Annotated in this window: 14 protein-coding genes; 9 read left to right on the top strand and 5 right to left on the bottom strand. The window is 41.7% G+C overall.

What is annotated here, in order from left to right; translation table 11 throughout:
- Window positions 1–262 precede the first annotated feature (262 nt).
- Window positions 263–1,054 (bottom strand): type I methionyl aminopeptidase, encoded by a 792-nt coding sequence (gene map / locus ACTXGF_RS24750; protein ID WP_371548431.1) that lies wholly within the window; start codon window positions 1,052–1,054, stop codon window positions 263–265.
- Between the two features lie 298 nt (window positions 1,055–1,352).
- Between map and ACTXGF_RS24745 the strand changes: the two genes are divergently transcribed.
- The 6 genes from ACTXGF_RS24745 (at window position 1,353) to ACTXGF_RS24720 (ending at window position 6,149) form a co-directional block, all read left to right on the top strand.
- Window positions 1,353–2,429 (top strand): esterase/lipase family protein, encoded by a 1,077-nt coding sequence (locus tag ACTXGF_RS24745; RefSeq protein ID WP_443535390.1) that lies wholly within the window; start codon window positions 1,353–1,355, stop codon window positions 2,427–2,429.
- A gap of 46 nt (window positions 2,430–2,475) precedes the next feature.
- Window positions 2,476–3,585, top strand: coding sequence for a lipase secretion chaperone (locus tag ACTXGF_RS24740; RefSeq protein WP_443535392.1), 1,110 nt, complete (start codon window positions 2,476–2,478; stop codon window positions 3,583–3,585).
- 370 nt (window positions 3,586–3,955) lie between these two features.
- Window positions 3,956–4,441: an META domain-containing protein gene (locus ACTXGF_RS24735; RefSeq protein ID WP_443535394.1), complete on the top strand. Its 486-nt coding sequence runs from the start codon at window positions 3,956–3,958 to the stop codon at window positions 4,439–4,441.
- Window positions 4,442–4,746: 305 nt separating this feature from the next.
- Window positions 4,747–5,718, top strand: coding sequence for a beta-propeller domain-containing protein (locus tag ACTXGF_RS24730; RefSeq protein ID WP_443535395.1), 972 nt, complete (start codon window positions 4,747–4,749; stop codon window positions 5,716–5,718).
- Between the two features lie 68 nt (window positions 5,719–5,786).
- Entirely contained in the window at window positions 5,787–5,957 is a 171-nt protein-coding gene (locus tag ACTXGF_RS24725; RefSeq protein WP_010196547.1) for a DUF2256 domain-containing protein, read from the top strand.
- Window positions 5,958–6,002: 45 nt separating this feature from the next.
- On the top strand, window positions 6,003–6,149 hold the full coding sequence (locus tag ACTXGF_RS24720; protein ID WP_443535397.1) for a DUF2256 domain-containing protein: 147 nt from the start codon (window positions 6,003–6,005) through the stop codon (window positions 6,147–6,149).
- 35 nt (window positions 6,150–6,184) lie between these two features.
- Here the strand turns inward: ACTXGF_RS24720 and ACTXGF_RS24715 are convergent, their stop codons facing one another.
- The 3 genes from ACTXGF_RS24715 to metH all read right to left on the bottom strand — a co-directional run bounded on the left by ACTXGF_RS24715 (window position 6,185) and on the right by metH (window position 13,393).
- Entirely contained in the window at window positions 6,185–8,065 is a 1,881-nt protein-coding gene (locus ACTXGF_RS24715; RefSeq protein WP_443535399.1) for a nuclease-related domain-containing DEAD/DEAH box helicase, read from the bottom strand.
- 395 nt (window positions 8,066–8,460) lie between these two features.
- Window positions 8,461–9,360 (bottom strand): bile acid:sodium symporter family protein, encoded by a 900-nt coding sequence (locus tag ACTXGF_RS24710; protein ID WP_443535458.1) that lies wholly within the window; start codon window positions 9,358–9,360, stop codon window positions 8,461–8,463.
- Window positions 9,361–9,589: 229 nt separating this feature from the next.
- A complete protein-coding gene (gene metH / locus ACTXGF_RS24705) occupies window positions 9,590–13,393 on the bottom strand; it encodes a methionine synthase (RefSeq protein WP_443535401.1) in 3,804 nt (1,267 codons plus the stop codon).
- Window positions 13,394–13,963: 570 nt separating this feature from the next.
- On the opposite strand from metH, the gene ACTXGF_RS24700 reads away from it, so the two are divergent.
- Window positions 13,964–14,518, top strand: a complete 555-nt coding sequence (locus ACTXGF_RS24700) for a fasciclin domain-containing protein (RefSeq protein WP_057758533.1) — start codon at window positions 13,964–13,966, stop codon at window positions 14,516–14,518.
- Between the two features lie 422 nt (window positions 14,519–14,940).
- The gene (locus ACTXGF_RS24695) at window positions 14,941–15,546 is read left to right on the top strand and encodes a fasciclin domain-containing protein (RefSeq protein WP_057758535.1); all 606 of its coding nucleotides are present in this window, start codon (window positions 14,941–14,943) and stop codon (window positions 15,544–15,546) included.
- Between the two features lie 410 nt (window positions 15,547–15,956).
- On the opposite strand, the gene ACTXGF_RS24690 is transcribed toward ACTXGF_RS24695, so the two are convergent.
- Window positions 15,957–17,504 carry an alanine/glycine:cation symporter family protein gene (locus ACTXGF_RS24690; RefSeq protein ID WP_201569401.1) on the bottom strand — a complete coding sequence of 516 codons (1,548 nt, stop codon included), beginning with the start codon at window positions 17,502–17,504 and terminating at the stop codon, window positions 15,957–15,959.
- A 956-nt stretch (window positions 17,505–18,460) separates the two neighbouring features.
- On the opposite strand from ACTXGF_RS24690, the gene ACTXGF_RS24685 reads away from it, so the two are divergent.
- Window positions 18,461–19,093 (top strand): LemA family protein, encoded by a 633-nt coding sequence (locus tag ACTXGF_RS24685; protein ID WP_101204949.1) that lies wholly within the window; start codon window positions 18,461–18,463, stop codon window positions 19,091–19,093.
- Window positions 19,094–19,175: the final 82 nt, after the last annotated feature.

The raw sequence follows: 19,175 nt of genomic DNA, 5'->3' as shown, positions 1-19,175 counted from the left end.
AAAACGACGGTAATGCTTGTGCCTTAACTAGGTTTACAACGCAGTATGGGGCAGTTTTAGCATCAGCTCCAATATAAACAGAAGGAAACAGGACTATTTTTTGCCACTTCATTGTTAAAACATAGACGCTTAGAATGACTAAACTTACTATTTTTAACGTCGAACTGTCTAAAAAATAGTCTCTGTCAGTGCCATGGTTGAATATCAAACACGCCCTAATTAAAGACCAAAAAAAAGACCGCCTAAGCGATCTTTGATTGTACTACTGCGTCAAAAAACTTAAATCTTCTTCGGGGCGAGTGGTAAATACCTCACAACCATTATCTGTTACGACCATGGTGTGCTCCCATTGGGCAGACAATTTGCGGTCTTTAGTAATCGCCGTCCACTCATCAGGCAAAATCTTAGTTTGCCACGTGCCTTGGTTAATCATAGGCTCGATGGTAAACGTCATACCTGTTTTTAGCTCAAAGCCAGTGCCTTTTTTGCCATAGTGCATGACTTGTGGCTCGTGGTGAAATTCGTCACTGATACCATGGCCACAGAACTCACGAACGATACTAAAACGCTCAGGCTCGACAACGGCCTGAATAGCAGCGCCGACATCACCTAGGCGTGCACCGTTTTTGACCACGCTCATACCTGCGTAAAGGGCGTCTTGTGCCACTTTGCAAATACGCTGTGCCATGATAGAGCCGTTGCCAACGATCCACATTTTTGAGGTATCGCCATAGTAACCATCTTTGATAACAGTCACGTCGATGTTGATAATATCACCATCTTTTAGCAGCTTGCTTTCAGTTGGGATACCGTGACAAACAACATGGTTGACTGAGGTACAGATAGATTTTGGAAAACCATTATAATTAAGTGGGGCAGGGATAGCCTGCTGCACATTAACAATATAGTCATGGGCAATCTGATTGAGTGCTTCGGTACTGACGCCCACTTTGACATGCTCGTCGAGCATGACAAGCACATCACTAGCGAGTTTACCGGCCACACGCATTTTTTCTATGGCTTCTGGAGACTGGATAAGGGATTTTTTAGTCATCATCGTATATCTTATAATTATGGGTTCATTGTGGATAGATTATACCATAAACGTACTAGTGACACTTTTACGTTAAGTGATAGTGTACCTATCATTATCATTGATAATAATTGCTTTACAGCATTGTGAAGGCTCATATGACTCATTAGTCAGACTAATATATTCATATTTTGACAAATTAGTTGAATGTTGCAGGATATATAAGTAATGTAATTTTGCCTGCTAACGGAATCAGCAGCAATTTTTACTGTAGTTGTGCAGTAAAAATAACAAAATCAATGATAACAAGGATGTTGTTATGACGCTTTCTTTGTACATTCGTGCAGCTCTCACACCAAAGACATTGTTACCAATACTGGGTTCAATCAGTGCTGGTGTGCTTCTAATGACTATACAAACCACTTCTGCTCAAGCTGCAGGACAATACTATAATTGTGCCAATGCTAACGGTTGCAAGTTGGTGGACAGTAAATACTTCACTTCTAGTTACACTAAAACTCAATATCCAGTCGTCTTGGCACATGGGCTTGGCGGCTTCACAACGTTATTTGGAGTCATTGATTATTTTAACGGGATTCCTGAAGACTTGATGAAAGGTGGCTCAGAGGTATATACCACCAAAACGTCAGCGGTCAATAACAGCGAAGTTCGAGGTGAGCAACTGCTACAACAGGTCAAGACTATTGCTGCCATTTCAGGTGAGTCTAAAGTTAATTTGTTTGGACACAGTCAGGGCGGTATAGATATCCGTTATGTCGCTGGCGTCGCGCCAAAGTACGTGGCTTCAGTAACTGCGGTATCAAGCCCAGAGCAAGGATCAAAAACCGCTGATTTTGTGAAAAATGTCCTTGAGCCAAATAATACTTCTGGACAGCCATCTAATGTCACCACCCAGCTAGTATCAGGTGTATTTAATCTGATTGGTGGCTTCACAGATATTGGTTCGGGTATCAGCTTCAATCAAATTCAACAACAAGATGGCTGGCAAGCGCTCGTGGCTCTATCGACCGATGGTGCTGCTAAGTTCAATGCCAAATTTCCTGCAGCAATGCCAAAAAACTACTGTGGTCAGCCGACTAGTACGGCAGTCAATGGCATCAAGTATTATTCGTTTAGCGGCGTTGGGCAAATAACGAGCGCACTTGATCCTAGCGATTATCTATTGGCCGCAACGGGCGTACCGTTTGCAGGTGAGTCGAATGATGGATTGGTATCTGCTTGCTCAAGTCGTCTTGGCTATGTGGTTCGTGATAATTATAGAATGAACCATTTAGATTCCGCTGATCAAGTCTTGGGTCTGACGGCATGGGGAGAGTCTGAGCCAAAATCTATCTATCGTACTCAGGTAAACCGTCTGAAAAACGCCAACCTATAAGCTGAACTACAAAACAAGAATGCTCATTGATTGAGAAATATCGTTTATGTCAAATAACCGCCGTCCAGTCTATGCAACAATGGCTATCATCGCAGTGGTTATCATTGCCACAGCGGCGGTTATTTTATGGTTCAAGCCTGATAGCAACGATGTAAATTCAACTTCAATCAAATCGTCCGTCTCTGATAATGAGAATATCGAGTCAGTGACAACTGAGCTGGCTGCGGGACAAGTCGTGAAAGCGACAACGACACCCAGCCAGTCTCAATTTGTCACAGGATTAGAAAATTTACCACGCTCATTAAAGGGCACCCAAATTGATGGTGAAATCATCATCGATGAAAATAAACAGTTAGTCGTCACTGAAGGTCTGCGGCGTTTGTTTGATTATTTTTTATCCGCCCTAGGTGAGGAAGAAGAAGCGGTTATATTTGCCCGTGTGGAGAGTTATATTCGCCATCACACACCAGAGCCTGCCGCTAGCCAAGCGGTCACTATTTTTAATCAATATGTTGCTTATCTTAAAGCACTTCCTGAGATAGAAAAGCGCTACGGTAATCTGCAATTACAGGCGACCAAAAGTGGTGAGCTGGACTTGAACGCAGTTGCCCAGCAAAAACAAGATATCGCTAATCTACGTCAGCAGTACTTTGATAAGCAAACCATTACAGCATTTTTTGGCGCAGAGGATGACTACGATAACTATAGTATAGAGATGGTCAGAATTGACCAAAATAAGCAGATGTCTGACGTACAGAAACAAGCTGCCCGTCAGGACTATATCAGTCGATTGCCAGATAATGCTACTAAAACCAATATTATGCAACAAGCCAATATTAGCGAGTTAATGACTCGCACTGAACAGATGAAAGCTCGCGGTGCAACGGCCGAGGAGTTATATAATATGCGCCGAGAGCTAGTAGGCGCACCAGCAGCAGAAAGGCTGGCACAAGTAGATCAAGAAGACGCTAATTTTGACCAACGCTTCACCCAGTATGAAACTCAAAAAAATCGCTTATTAAGCCAAGGTGTCGATGCAGCCCAAGCGCAGATTCAGATAAATCAGCTTGAACAGCAACTATTTAATGACACTGAGCGTAAGCGTTTAGATGGTTATGCGGCATTGCAACGACAGCAAGCCGTGAATAATCCATAATTGCCGTCACTAGCTATCGTCACTAGCTATCATCAATAACCATCAATAGTCATCGTTGATAGGGATGGGCAAAGTGAGCAAGATTGTAGTTAGCAGCTCATTTAGGTATTGGCAAGAGCAAGTAGCTAGATATTTGCAAAGTAGTACAAAATGCATTCCGAATAGCTACCCAGTTTATGATGACACCTCCCTGTGAGTCATGCACAATATTGTTATTGTTTAGAGCATTAAATAAAACAATAAATGAATCATAATAAGTCCGAGCTTTTACTATGTCTATTAGCGCTTACCGCCTGTCTATTAGCGCTGATCACTCATACAGATAGGATGTTTAGTAAAAGTATCGGATGCAATAAAGCGAGGAGTTGATATGAATAACATGACTAAAGTAATGATGGCCGCGACGTTGGCAGTTGGTACACTTGCTGCGGGTTGCCAGACGACAAGTTTGCCTGCGCCAGTTAACCAACCAATCACTGTAGATGTCTTGCAAGCGCACAACTGGCAGCTCGTTGATGCCAAACGCAGCAATGGTGATAAAGTGACTCAGCTGTTTTTTGACCCAGCCAAGCCGTTAACATTGAATTTTATGAATGACAACGGTAGAGATTACGTAGCATTTATGAATACCTGTAATAACATGGGCGCTGGATATAGCGTTGCAAATGGTGAAGTCGAGATTAAAAACGGCATCAGTACTATGATGGCATGTCCTAAACCGCAAGCCAGCTTTGATACTGCTGCACTAGCCACTGTACAAGGTAAGTATAGCCTTAGTAAGAATGCCAACAATGTGCCTATTTTGACCATTAAAAACGATGATCAAGTCGCTTATTTTAAAGCCGTTGCGAAGTAGCTTAATGATTGAGTAAACAGTTTGACTGGTTCGTGAGCTTAAGCAATTAGAGTTACTTGTCAGAAGTTACTCATTTAAAGTTACTTATTTGAAGTTGTTTTTCGTGAAAAGCAAAATGCCTCGCTATCAAGTGGGGCGTTTTTTTTATCCAAAGTTTGACTCAGTTTAGGCTACACTAGAGCCATAACCCTATAATACCTTTGACATCTTAAGATACTAGCTATGGCTTTGAGTCTGCAACAGTGACGACAGTTTTTTAATTATTCACAATACTTTTATCATTAGGATCTATTGGATACCACGCTATGTTTGAAACCATAAAAGTCATTACTACGATAGCTATAGTTACCGTCCTCACTGGCTGTCAGACATTACCCAATACCTCAGTAAAAAAGCCAACCAGTACAGTCGAGACCAATCCGCTGACTGCACGTATGCCAGCGATTGATCGCCAAGGATATATTGCCTATGTAGAAGAGCAAGGCGCAGGTACGGCAAAAGTATCGTCACTCTATAGTATCCGTCCTGATGGTAGCGATCGTCAGCTAATTGATCAGCTTAATGGCTATATCTATGCGCCAGCATGGTCGACAGACGGACAGCTACTTGCCTATAGCAAACAAGCTCCGCGTGAGCATCCCAAAATTTATATTTATGATCGTAGTAGCAATACGCGCAATTTAGTAGTAAATGCTGAAGGCAGCAATATGTCAGCGTCATTTTCACCCGATGGTCAAGATTTGCTCTATAGCTCTACTGTCGGTGGTAATGCTGATATCTATAAGATGCGTCTGAGTGATGGCAGTACCCAGCAGTTAACGACTCTGCCGAGTACAGAGGTACAGCCAAGTTATGCTGCCGATGGCAAGAGCTTTGTCTATACCAGTGATAAAGTCCGTGCTGGACGACCGCGAATTTATCGTTATGACTTCGCTACGGGCAATGCGACAGCTATATCAACAAATGGGTATGTGGCCAGTCCTCAGCTTAGCTTAGATGGTCAACGTATGGCTTATCTAAATGGTCGCAAGGCAGCTGTCATGACCTTGACGAGTGGGCAAGTGGTCAACTTAGCAGACACAGGGCTTGATGAACCCGCACGTCTATCTCCCTCTGGCAATTATGCCGTCTATCCAACTCGCCGCTTGAGTGTGGGCGGGCAAGTAGCAGGACAATCTAGTGGTAGTCTAGTTATCCATTCGCTGTCAGGTAATACCAGCTATGCCATCAGCGGTCAAAATGGTGGGGTCGTGCGCTCACCGATATGGGGTCGTTAGTGTATTAAACGCATATCGAAATTCTAATATTTAATTCAAAAATAAGATAAATCTGAGGATAAAAATGTATGGCGCATAAAAAGAAGAACGTCCGCAAAAAACTCTGCCCTGTCTGCGAACGCGAGTTTAGTTGGACTAAGAAGCTCGATAAAAACTGGGAGAGCATGGTCTATTGCTCCGACCAATGCCGACGGGTGAAAAAATATGAGGGGCTGGATCATCAAAAAGAAGACAAGTAGTCGTTAGTAATGAAGTAGAGCTATATCGACATAAGGGAGCAGACGATGGCACATAAAAAAGTAAACCTACCGCAAAAAACCTGCCCCGTCTGCCAGCGCCCATTTACGTGGCGTAAAAAGTGGGAAAAGGACTGGGAGCAGGTGATTTATTGTTCGGAGCGGTGTCGGCGGGGGAAGGTAAAAAGCGAATAGCTAAACATATATTTTGTGTAATATAGATTTCTATTTTAGAAATCATTAGGCCATATTTTGCTGTAATTAGCCAAACTTGGAATTGAACATACAACTTTTATAAGACTGGATTCTGTAGATTTTAGTCTAGTAAGTCCAGTATAAATTAGAGAGTAGTCGTGAACTTCTTCTGCTTTGTTTAGGAAAAGCAATATAGCTTTAGACTCCCATCCTTTAAAGCTATGGATAGTACAGACTTTTATACGTGTATCGCCTTTATAAAACGCCATTTTTCTAGCTCTTTCTTCTTTAACAGAAGTTTCACTATCTTTATTAAAACTAAATATATTGATATGCCTTATACCTATCTTATCTAAGACACCACATACATCTTTCCCTAATGATTTATCTTGTACAAGAATAGATATATCATTCATGCTTAGTTCTTGTTTATCAATTAAGAAATTCCTAATACTTAAAATAATATTTTCTATAATATTTGAGCTTAATGAGTTGACCTGTTCCCAACCCAAATATGTCTTATTAAAACTTATTTCCATCTGTGTTTTAATGGGAGTGTTTACCATCTCCTTAGGTAAGAAGGTGTCTGAAAAATTGACTACTAATGGTATAAGTTCATTAGGTAATCGGTATGTGCCTTCTAGTTCCACCCATTCACCCCTAAACCCTGCTCCTTGCATCGATTCATCAGTCCACAAAGTCGCCTGCTCATATATATCTTGAGTACTGTCCGCTACTAATAACATCTCACCATTATCAGTCAGTAATCTTCTTAAAATATTCCACCATTCTAATGAGAAGTCTTGACCTTCATCTACCAAGATTGCATCATATTCATGATCTTTATAGTCATCACTGAATCGATTTATTGCTTCATTCACTAATAAACAATACTGGTCGTTATCGGGAAAACCTGTAGATTCCTCAAAAAGTTTTGCCATTTCTTGGTTTAAACCAGCATCGCCACATAAACGACCACCCAAGTTATGAAAATTTAGCCACGTAATTTTTCTTCTAGCTTGAGGGTTAATTCTGACAGCTAAATCTTGTAAGTAATTCAGCATAGTAATATTAAAGTTAACGACAAGAACTCTTTTTCCTTCTTCCATAAGCTTTACTGCTCGTCCAACTAATACAACAGACTTTCCTGAGCCTGCAGAACCTCGTATTCTTCTATAGCCTGACTTAGTTCTACTGTGAACATAATCTAGCTGTTTAGTATTATAGTTGATTGGAGTCCTTTGCTCTATATTCGACTCTGGTTCTATTAACCATATCCTAAGTTGATTAGCTATAATTTTATTCATGAACTGTGAGCTAAATCTCGTAATTCCTGATGGTAATACAAACTTTATATTTTCCGATAAGTCTTCTTTAGTAATGATACAGTTATTATAATTTTCAGCACCTTCATCGATCAAATTGAAAACTTTTTGGTTTCTACTTTTAAATATTGGTAAGAATAGTTTTTCAGCTTCTTCTTTAGTAGATGATGGAAGAACTAAACCAACATTGACAACCAACGAGCCATATTTTTGGAAATTTAAGCCAAATGAGTATAAATTTATGATCTCTTTTTTGTATTGGAGTAATTTGTCTACCGGATTTGGGCAATATTGAAATTTTATACCTGAAGTATTTATAGCTTGTAACTGTTTCATCCCATATTTATCTTCTTTAAGAAGATATTTCATAGATTTGAGATTCCAGTTTTTAACCTCAAAAACTCCAATGCCTACAGTTGGATTTAAAATAACGACATCGGGGCACAGTCCATTCAAGTGAGGCTGTATATAAATCTCCCAATCTTTATGAAGATTTGCGTCTAGATATTCAATGAATTGACGCTCACCTACTTCTAGAGGTTGACGTAATTTATCCCAATCTGACTTAGGTGGCGAAATAATTCTATTCATCAAAGATATCCGATAAGATTAAGCCTGATACGGCTGATTTATTTCAATTTTTACTCTTCATCAAACCCCAAGTATCCAGAGTTTTTTTTATAAAAAAGAAGACTAATTGGTAAGCTAATAGCCATTATAGTAAATAGAAAATATTGTATTTTGACGCCGACATAAGACAACTCATCAAAAACAAGGATAGTGACTATTAAAGTTAGTGCAAAAACACCAGCAAAGAATCTAAAAATTGATCTTCTCATTATTACTTCTTCCTACAAATCCGAATTTAGTTACTTCGCAGCAATTTTCATATTTCAGTCTTTACGCTCAGTATGACTCTTCAACCGATCACGGCTTACTTTACCGACATTAGAGCACTTATAACCAAGACACAAGCAATAAAATCCTTACCTAGCATCTCTCTTAGCAAAAATATTCGCAACCAGCGCTCCACTAAAGTTATGCCACACACTAAATATTGCACTAGGTAAGGCCGCGACAGGGTTGAAATAAGTCGCTGCAAGGGCAGCGCCTAGACCAGAGTTTTGCATACCCACTTCCACCATAATCGCGCGGCGTTGTTTCTCCGTAAATCCAGACAAGCGAGCGATTACATATCCCAAGGTATAACCCGTCATATTGTGCAAGGCAACGACGATAAAGACGATAGCACCACTATCTAAGATGGTTGCTTTAGACACGGCAACCACTGCCGCGATGATAATAGAAATACCCAATACCGACACCATCGGTAATACCTCAGTGACGAACTCGATTTTTTTACCTAAAAACCTATGGAAGATAACACCCAGTAATATGGGCAAGATTACGATTTTTGTAATGGTCATCATCATACTGGCTAGGTCGATGTCGATCAGCTGACCAGCAAACACATTTAATAGAATCGGGGTCAAAAAAGGTGCCAGTAGGGTAGAGATAGAGGTAATCGACACACTCAAAGCTACATCACCTTTGGCTAAGAACGTAATCACGTTACTAGAAGTACCACCAGGGCAACAACCAACCAAAATAACACCGACTGCTATTAAAGGATCAAGGTTAAAGATGACCGTTAATAGGTAAGCGATCAAAGGCATTAGCGTGAACTGCGCCAATAGGCCTACTAGTACAGGTTTTGGGCGTTTGACAATCTCTAGGAAATCTTCGGTTTTGAGCGTCATGCCCATCCCAAACATAATGATGCCAAGTATGGGAACGATTAAAAAAGCCAACGAGGCAAAAAATTCAGGAAAAATAAATCCCAAAACAGCACTGACCAATGCCCAAATTGCGAAAGTTTTGCCAATCTAACTAGAAAGTAGTGCAATTTGATTCATAGCCTGTCTCAAAATAATAAAGTAGACAATAATCTAGCATGGTTCTTGTCAGTAAATGATAAAAGTATTTTGCTATGAACGTAGCGATAAGTTTGCTGATGGTGGGCAAAATAGACTGCCATAAAAAATGGCTTACTTATATTAAATAAGTAAGCCAAAAAAGAACTGTTAGGTTTTTATAACTTGATTAGTCAATCCACTACAAATTCGGATTTAACCACTTCTCAGCCGTTTTCATATCCCAGCCTTTACGCTCCGCATAACTCTCTAACTGGTCACGGCTTATTTTGCCGACGTTAAAGTACTCACTATCAGGATGTGAGTAATAGAATCCGCTGACCGATGACGCAGGCCACATCGCATAGCTTTCAGTCAAGGTCGTCCCGATTGCCTCGACCGTACCGAGCCAGTCAAACAATTTGCCTTTTTCGGTATGCTCAGGACAAGCAGGGTAACCAGGTGCAGGGCGGATACCGACGTATTTCTCTTTAATCATCTCATCATTGGTGAGTGACTCGGTCGGCTGATAGCCCCAATATTCTTTACGAATTAGCTCATGTAGATGCTCGGCAAACGCTTCGGCTAAGCGGTCAGACAGTGCCTGTACCATGATGGCATTATAGTCATCGCCTGCTGCTTTATATTGCTCAGCAAGTGCTTCTGTGCCGACGATAGAGACAGTAAAACCGCCCAAGTGATCGGTATGCGTCTCTGATGGCGAGATAAAGTCTGCCAAGCTAAAGTTCGGCTTGCCACTAGCTTTGTCGCTTTGCTGACGTAAGTGTTCGAACTGATACGTTGGGCTGCCACCATTTTGTGGGTCATTATCATACACAGTCACGGTGTCGGCCCCAGTACGGCGCGCGGGCATCAGTTTAAACACCCCTTTAGCTACGATTGATTTCTCATCAATCATCTTTTGTAGTAGCTCTTCTGCATTTTCAAACAAATCGCGAGCCGCTTCACCAACCACATCATCTTGCAATATCTTTGGGTATTTACCAGTCAGACCCCAAGAGATAAAGAACGGTGTCCAGTCAATATAAGGCAGCAGATTGCTGATCGGATAGTCATCCAATATCACTTGTCCTAGCTTATTTGGCACTGGTGGTACATAAGTTTCCCAGTCGTACTGAAAGCCAATCTTGACCGATTCAGCATAGGTGACTTTGGCGGCTTTTGGTTGACGCTTGGCCAGACGCTCACGCACTTTGACATACTCTTCACGGGTCTCATCGATGAGCGCCTGACGGTGCTCTTTCGACAGCAGTTTTGTCACCACGCCGACTGAGCGCGAAGCATCCGATACATAGATGACGCCATCATTTTGATATTGCGGCTCGACCTTGACGGCAGTATGCGCTTTCGACGTCGTTGCACCGCCGATCATCAATGGTAGTGTCATGCCGCGCTCTTGCATTTGCTTGGCGACATAGACCATCTCATCGAGACTTGGAGTAATCAGACCAGACAGACCGATGATATCGACTTTTTCTGCGATGGCAGTATCGAGGATTTTTTCACATGGCACCATCACACCCAGATCGACAATGTCATAGCCGTTACAACCAAGCACCACGCCGACGATGTTTTTGCCGATATCATGCACATCGCCTTTGACGGTTGCCATTAGGATTTTACCTTTGACTTCGCCTTCGACTTTTTCCGCTTCGATATATGGGTTTAGCCATGCGACAGATTGCTTCATCACGCGTGCAGATTTTACGACTTGCGGGAGGAACATTTTACCTGCACCGAATAGGTCACCGACGATATTCATACCGTCCATCAATGGGCCTTCGATGACTTCTAGCGGTTTAGGATACTTCTCCCAAGCTTCTTTGGTATCCGCTTCGATAAAGGTGGTCACGCCTTTGACCAGTGCGTGGGCGATACGTTCTTCTACCGTACCTTCGCGCCAGCTCATATCGACGGTACTGTCTTTTTTCTTGCCGCCATCTTGGTAGTTTTCAGCAACCGTCATTAGGCGTTCAGTCGCATCTTGACCAGTCTCACCTTGATTGCGGTTGAGCATGACGTCTTCGATAGCATCACGGGCTTCCTTTGGAATATCATCGTACAGCTCAAGCATGGCTGGGTTGACGATACCCATGGTCAGGCCGTTTTTGATCGCGTGGTATAAGAATACGGAGTTGATCGCTTCACGGATTGGATTACCACGGAAACTAAACGAGACGTTGGATACGCCACCTGAGACCATGGCATTTGGTAGGTTTTCCGTAATCCAGCGTGTGGCATTGATAAAGTCAGCGCCATAGTTGTTGTGCTCGGTGATACCTGTGGCAACGGCAAAGATATTGGGGTCGAAGATAATGTCTTCTGATGGGAAACCCACTTCGTTGACCAATACATCATAGCTGCGCTTAGATATTTCAATCTTGCGCTCGTAAGTGTCAGCCTGTCCGTCTTCATCGAATGCCATAACGATAATCGCAGCACCATAACGCATGCATAATTTGGCACGTTCAACGAACTCAGCGTGACCTTCTTTTAATGAGATAGAGTTGACGACCGACTTGCCTTGCGTACGTTTAAGGCCTTCTTCGATAATGTCCCATTTAGACGAGTCAATCATCAGTGGGACACGGCTGATATCTGGTTCGCCTGAGACCAAGTTGACGAAATGAATCATCGCCTGCTTGGAGTCGAGCATGCCTTCGTCCATATTGATATCGACGATCTGCGCGCCGCCTTCGACCTGATCGCGAGCGACATCGAGTGCTTCGGTATAGGCTTCGGTTTTAATCAAACGTAGGAATTTTTTGGAACCTGTGACGTTGGTACGCTCACCGACATTGACAAACAAGCTATCAGAATTGATGGTAAATGGTTCTAGACCTGATAGTCGGCAGGCAGGTGCTATCTCAGGAATGACACGCGGCGGATAGTTTGCCACGACTTTAGCAATTTGACGGATATGCTCAGGCGTTGTACCACAGCAGCCGCCGACGATGTTTAAGATACCTGCTTTGGCAAAACCTTCAAGTAAGGCAGCCGTTTCTTCAGCAGTTTCGTCATACTCACCAAACTCATTGGGCAGACCAGCGTTTGGATGCGCAGAGACAAAGGTATCAGCGATGTTTGACAATGTCTGAATATGTGGACGCAGCGCATCAGCACCTAGCGCACAGTTAAAGCCAACAGATAATGGCTTGGCATGGCGGATCGAGTTATAAAACGCTTCAGCCGTTTGACCCGATAGCGTGCGACCTGACGCGTCGGTAATCGTACCTGAAATCATGATTGGCAATTCAAAGCCAATATCGTCAAACACACCAGTGATCGCAAATATAGCGGCTTTGGCATTTAGCGTATCAAAGATTGTCTCAATCAAGATGATATCGACGCCGCCTTCTATCAGGCATAAGGTCGCTTCACGGTAGTTGAGTACCAACTCATCAAAGGTAATATTACGAAATGCAGGATCATTGACATCAGGCGATAGCGAGCACGTACGTGAGGTCGGACCCACGACGCCCGCAACGAAGCGCGGTTTCTCAGGTGTTTTTGCGGTAAATTCATCCGCAGCTTCTCGAGCAATCTTGGCCGCTGTCCTATTTAGTTCTGGCACTAGATACTGCATGTCATAGTCAGCCATCGACAGACGCGTACCGTTAAAGGTATTGGTCTCGATGATATCAGCGCCAGCTAGCAGATGATCGTGATGAATGTCTTTAATCATGTGCGGCTGAGTCAGTACCAGTAGATCGTTGTTGCCGCGTACATCTTGGTCGATATCAGCAAAACGCTCACCACGATAATCCGCTTCTTCTAGTTTATAGGTCTGAATCTGCGTACCCATCGCACCGTCTAACATCAAAATGCGTGATGCCATCTGCTCAGTAATACGTGCACGTGCGGTTAGCTGCTGCTCTTTAAATGGAAACACAGCAGGCGGCGTTAATATAAAGTCATTAGCGGATGAGGAACTAGAAGCGGTATCGGTATGAGAATCAGTTGGTGAGGTCGTCGTTGGAATCATAGGTGTGCTGCTTATATCGTAATTATTAAAAAAAGAAGGAATAACAAACCAGTAGCGTGCAGAGTCTCACGAAGAGGACCGCAAATTTGCATTATTTTAGCATGAAAAGTTTGCTACATAGGGATACTGTATATTCCTCTTTGGCAATAGATAAATAAGAGGAGAGCTAAGTAACAAAGCAAGGTATTAGAGTCTATTTCATAAAGCAGATACGCACAAATGAATATCATTTCGCTAGGGGGTTACATAAAGCTTTTCTTTTGCAAATGAAAGCCAACGAGAACGCCCAGAAGTCAGACAGAATTTACATCCATACCACAAAAAATTGCGCAAAGGCAGGTTGATAAAGATTGCTTACATGTTAATTTAATTTCAGAAATACAAGGTCTTAGTAAGTCCTACTTATAAATACAGGCTCATTTATTAGCAGTAACTTGTATCAAAAGTATCGGTATTAGCAGTGCAATACGGTGAGCAAATGGCATTAGCAGGCAGGATGATCTGTAAGACAGTAATATCATAGTTGAAACAATACCAATCAAAGAAATTCAAATCATTAAGGAAAATGTTATGAAACTTACTAAAATTGCCACCATCGGTACATTGGCTATCTCAATTGCAGGTCTAAGTGCTTGTAATAATATGATGCCAGCAAAGACGGGTGATATGAAAGCACCAATGCACAGTCAGAGTATGGCTAAGATGAATGTTGTACAAATTGCGCAAAGCAATCCTGATTTCTCAGTATTGGTAGAAGCGGTACAAGCAGCAGGTCTAGTCGATATGTTGTCTGATCCTAACGCTCACTATACGGTATTTGCACCAACCAATGCTGCCTTTATGCAAGCATTGCAAGAAACTGGTATGACCAAAGCACAGTTATTTGCCAATAAGCCACTATTGACCAAAGTATTGGGTTATCACGTAGTCGCTGGTGATATGGCTATGTATGCCAAAGACGTGAAGCCTGGCAACGTAATGACCGCTAGCAAAGATACGTTGATGGTAACCAAAGAAGGCAAATTGATGGATGAGAATGGTCGCACAACGAATATCGTGAAGACTGATATCGCTGCCAACAATGGTGTCGTCCATGTAATTGATAGAGTATTGTTGCCTAAATAAGTATTAACTGAGGCATACCCACTGTATTTATTGTAAGACTAAGCAGCCATTGTTTGTGATGATTTCATTATCAGACAACGGCTGTTTTAGACTTTAGAGCTTTATCTATATAAGTTTCTGTTTAGGTTTAAATTTTAAAACAGACATCTAAAAGTAGTTAATCAACAGCATTTTGTCTCAAACATCGCAATAACTGATATACAAGCAAACAATGCTATATACGTGATTGATACAGTGTTGCTACTTAAGTAAATACCATTTAAAAATTAAACAGTTAGACTGAGAACTATCAATATAACGGCCTAAATAATATGACTAAGTAATTGATACATTTATCAATCATTGGTCGCCATTATATTTATCGAAAGTTATTAATTTAAATAAATCCCTTAATCAATTATTTATCCAAAAAGGAATTACCTATGTTAAAGAAGAACTTGTTATCTATCGCAGTTGTAACCGCAGCCATGTCACTAGCAGCGTGTAACGATACTGAAACTGTTGCAGAGCCAACTGAACCAGAAGCCACTGAAGAGATGGCAGTTGAGCCAGTTGCTGAGACAGAAGCTGTTGAAGCAGAGCCAATGGCCGAAATGGATATGGAAGCGACTCAAACTATTGCTGAAATCGCAGCAGAAAACGAAAACTTAACTATCTTAACCGCTGCGCTACAGGCTGCTGGTCTTGATACTATGCTAATGGAAGAAACCAAGCATACTGTATTTGCCCCAACTGATGATGCGTTTGCGCCAGTATTAGAAAAACTAGGCGTAACTAAAGAAGAGTTATTGGCCAATACAGACTTGTTAAAAACTGTCCTTCCTTATCATGTGTTAGCAATGGAAGTTAAAGCAGCTGATATCCCGTATGGTACTGAGATTGAAACAGCGAACGGTAAGACTATCACTATCAGTGAAGATAACGTAATTACTGATGCTACTGGTAATACAGCAAATATCACTGGTACAGATATCATGGCAACCAATGGTGTGGTCCACACTATCGATGCAGTATTAATGCCTGAATAAGCTATCTATTAACGCGTAGATTCATAATCTACAAGTTATTTAAAGAAAGCCTAGCCATCGTGCTAGGCTTTTTTACATCTATAGATTAAGAATAGGGGAACTATGGTTTACCTATACTGGTACGACCACCTAATAAAAATAAGGTTATAAAATATCAAAGTAAGCTCTATACAAAGGCAGGCAAAATGCAAAATGACAGTTATATGTTGTGTCAAATACAAGTTAATTTTAAAAGTTAGAAAGGTAATTTTAAGGTATTGAATCAGCTCGTATGAACGTGGATTTTAATATTTTTTTGGTAAGCTATTCTGTAGCAATGTAGAAAAACATCCAAACAAAAAAGCCCGAGAACATGGTCTCGGGCTTTTTATTTATTCAATAAGATTAAATAGCAATCTTATTAAATCAACTTACACTTTATCTTTACGTAATGGGTCAGCGTTCATGCTTTTTTGCTGCGCTAGATGACGCTCTTCCCAATACGGTGCGTTTTTGATACCGAATTTAGCAGGGTCAAAGCTATAGCGAGTTACGCCAGCTTTGCGCTGAGCTTCATAGTCTTTAAGCATAGTAAGAGTTGGACGAGCCACGATGAAGATGACAAGAATACCAACAATGTTAAGCCAAGCCATAAGACCAACACCGATATCACCGATTGCCCAGATATAACCAGCTGAGTTTAGACCACCATAAGCAACCATCGCCATGATAAGAACTTTCACTAGGAATAGACCAGTTCTGTTCGCACTACGACCGAGGAAGCGTGTTAAGTAAGCCACGTTGACTTCAGCAATGTAGTAGTAAGCCAGAATTGTGGTAAAGGCAAAGAAGAATACAGCGATTGCGATAAAGGCATTACCAAACGTACCGTATACAGATTCCATTGCCATTTGCGTGAACGCAGGAGCATTGATTTCAGTAGTAGCAGCAACGTTCTGTACGATGAACTGACCATCTGGTAGCGTACCTTGAATGTTGTACATACCAGTAGACAAGATCATGAAAGCAGTAGCAGAACATACTAGTAATGTATCAACATATACTGAGAATGCCTGAACTAGCCCCTGCTGTGATGGATGCTCAACTTCAGCAGCAGCAGCAGCGTGAGGACCTGTACCCTGACCAGCTTCGTTAGAGTAAATACCACGTTTCACACCCCAACCGATCGCAGCACCAAAACCTGCTTGTGCAGTGAATGCATCACCAACAATCATACCAAATACATCTGGAATCAAGCTGAAGTTGCTGAACATGATGATTAGCGCTAGGGCAATATATCCTAATGCCATGAAAGGTACTGCAAACTCAGTAAAGGTTGCAATACGCTTAATACCACCGAAGATGATGATACCTAGCACGACTAAGATGATAGCCAAGCCGACCAAACGCATAGAGCCAACTTCTAGGCCTGCAACGTTCATGATCGTACCTTCGCCCATTACCTGTGCAAATGCACTGATAACACCGTTCGCCTGTACACCAGGTAAGAACATACCACATGATAAAATAGAAGCGATTGCGAAGAGGATACCGTACCACTTTTGACCAAGGGCACGTTCAAAGTAATAAGCTGGGCCACCGCGATATTCGCCAGTTACCACATCTTTTTCTTTATAAATCTGAGCAAGAGTAGATTCGACATAGGCTGTAGATGCGCCTAGGAAGGCTACGATCCACATCCAGAATACGGCACCTGGGCCACCGAAGCCGATAGCAGCAGCTACCCCAGCGATGTTACCCATACCCACACGACCGGCGAGTGAGACGGCAAGTGCCTGAAATGATGAGATACCCTGTGCACTAGATTTACCAGTGAATAGGAGTTTGATCATCTCACCGAATAGACGTACTTGTACAAAGCGCGTCATAATGGAATAGAACAGACCGGCACCCAAGCAGAGATAAATCAGCGCTGGGCTCCAGATAATTCCATTTACTAAGTTAACTAAACCTTCCATATTTATGTTCCTAGTACTGTCTCAAGGTGGCACTGTTTGCTAGGAGTAAACTAACTGGTTAACTTACTTATTTAAGTTAAGCAGTTAAAGTCTCTGCATCGACTTATTTATTGTCTAAGTCTCATGTGCTTGGCCACCAAGAATGGACTGTAGTTGTCTGTATTTACCCGCGTATCTCATCAGTAATACGGACTATTTGCATAGCGCTTATCACTGATAATATTAATATCAGCTGCGTTTACTATTATTCTACAACCTCAACTACTGCGGTCTTCTATCATCATGTTAGATATCAGATGAGTCATAAGTTGACCGGCGGATAAAACAGGCGGTTATATAATTAAATATCCATCACCATGATGGTATTCAACTTACTATGAGCTGTCTTGAATGAACGCATGACTGGTATGGCGAATTGACAGTATTTAGCGATAATTTGACAGTTAATTGATGTTTTTATTAAGAAATTAACAAATCGCTAATACTAATCAAACTATAAGTCCACTACCAAATGTATTCAAACCGTACGGCTACGTAACTGCAATTTGCCATATTTTTGTACTAATTACTAGAAATTTCTTTATAGACGGTAGATATATTCGTATTTTATTTGGCTGATACATTAGCAAGATTTGGATTATATATAAATAATTGTTTGTATTTACATAACATTTATTCTGATAGCGCTAGACTGCTAGATTTTTGCTCTATATCTATCATGATAAAAACGCGTTATCGTTAACGCTATGCGGTTGTGTTTTGGTAACGACCAATTGTAAAAAGCCGTGTATAACGCCATCATTATGACAACTTCTTTTGATATCATGCTGATAGAGTGATGCGCAGATATACAATATATAGAGCGTATGACTGCCGTATGAATACCAAGAAAACTTAAAAATATTAAAAACGTGGTACTGGATATTTGTTATTTATCATTATTAGGAGAATCAACAATGACGCGTAAATCTATTATGAAGCCGATGTTGCTAGCCGCTTTATTGACAACTTCTACAGTTGGTCTAAGCGGCTGTGGCTATAATAACCTGCAAGCACAAGATGAGCAGGTCACTGCTTCATGGTCAGAAGTGGTTAACCAGTATCAGCGCCGTTCTGATTTGGTGCCAAACTTAGTCAAAGTCGTACAGCAATATGCCGAGCAAGAGCAAGAAGTCTTCACCCAAGTGGCAGAAGCTCGCTCACGTGCGGGCGGTATCACGGTAACGCCAGAAGTGCTTAATGATCCAGAAGCGATGGAGCGTTATGCAGCAGCGCAAGAGCAGATGACAGGTGCATTGTCACGTTTGATGGCAGTGTCTGAGCGTTATCCTGATTTAAAATCAGATGCACTGTTTCAGGATTTGCAGGCACAGTTAGAAGGCACTGAGAACCGTATTGCTGTGGCTCGTAACCGCTATATTCAAGAAGTGCAGGGATACAATACAACGGTACGTCAGTTCCCAACAAACATCACTGCAAAAGTATTTGGGATGGACACTAAGCCCAACTTTAGTGTGGCCAATGAAGAAGCGATTTCAACCGCACCAAGTGTTGATTTTGGCGACTCTGCAGAAAAGTCAGCTGAATAAAATCTAGAATGAACGTGACGACAGAGCGGCATAGGCAGCTCTGTTTATTTAGCTAATGGTTTGACAATGATTAGTTAGAGTC

Source organism: Psychrobacter sp. 1Y6 (assembly GCF_052258385.2).
In the GTDB taxonomy this organism is placed as follows: Bacteria; Pseudomonadota; Gammaproteobacteria; order Pseudomonadales; family Moraxellaceae; genus Psychrobacter.
The sequence above is the reverse complement of the archived record's forward strand: the minus strand, read 5'-3'. Positions and strand labels throughout refer to the sequence as shown.

Excerpts from the sequence above, each read along its gene's own strand:
- ACTXGF_RS24745 (WP_443535390.1), top strand. The coding sequence starts at position 1,353 with ATGACGCTTTCTTTGTACATTCGTGCAGCTCTCACACCAAAGACATTG.
- map (WP_371548431.1), bottom strand. The coding sequence starts at position 1,054 with ATGACTAAAAAATCCCTTATCCAGTCTCCAGAAGCCATAGAAAAAATG.
- ACTXGF_RS24725 (WP_010196547.1), top strand. The coding sequence starts at position 5,787 with ATGGCGCATAAAAAGAAGAACGTCCGCAAAAAACTCTGCCCTGTCTGC.
- ACTXGF_RS24730 (WP_443535395.1), top strand. The coding sequence starts at position 4,747 with ATGTTTGAAACCATAAAAGTCATTACTACGATAGCTATAGTTACCGTC.
- ACTXGF_RS24740 (WP_443535392.1), top strand. The coding sequence starts at position 2,476 with ATGTCAAATAACCGCCGTCCAGTCTATGCAACAATGGCTATCATCGCA.
- ACTXGF_RS24690 (WP_201569401.1), bottom strand. The coding sequence starts at position 17,504 with ATGGAAGGTTTAGTTAACTTAGTAAATGGAATTATCTGGAGCCCAGCG.
- ACTXGF_RS24715 (WP_443535399.1), bottom strand. The coding sequence starts at position 8,065 with ATGAATAGAATTATTTCGCCACCTAAGTCAGATTGGGATAAATTACGT.
- ACTXGF_RS24685 (WP_101204949.1), top strand. The coding sequence starts at position 18,461 with ATGACGCGTAAATCTATTATGAAGCCGATGTTGCTAGCCGCTTTATTG.
- ACTXGF_RS24720 (WP_443535397.1), top strand. The coding sequence starts at position 6,003 with ATGGCACATAAAAAAGTAAACCTACCGCAAAAAACCTGCCCCGTCTGC.
- ACTXGF_RS24735 (WP_443535394.1), top strand. The coding sequence starts at position 3,956 with ATGAATAACATGACTAAAGTAATGATGGCCGCGACGTTGGCAGTTGGT.
- ACTXGF_RS24700 (WP_057758533.1), top strand. The coding sequence starts at position 13,964 with ATGAAACTTACTAAAATTGCCACCATCGGTACATTGGCTATCTCAATT.
- ACTXGF_RS24695 (WP_057758535.1), top strand. The coding sequence starts at position 14,941 with ATGTTAAAGAAGAACTTGTTATCTATCGCAGTTGTAACCGCAGCCATG.
- metH (WP_443535401.1), bottom strand. The coding sequence starts at position 13,393 with ATGATTCCAACGACGACCTCACCAACTGATTCTCATACCGATACCGCT.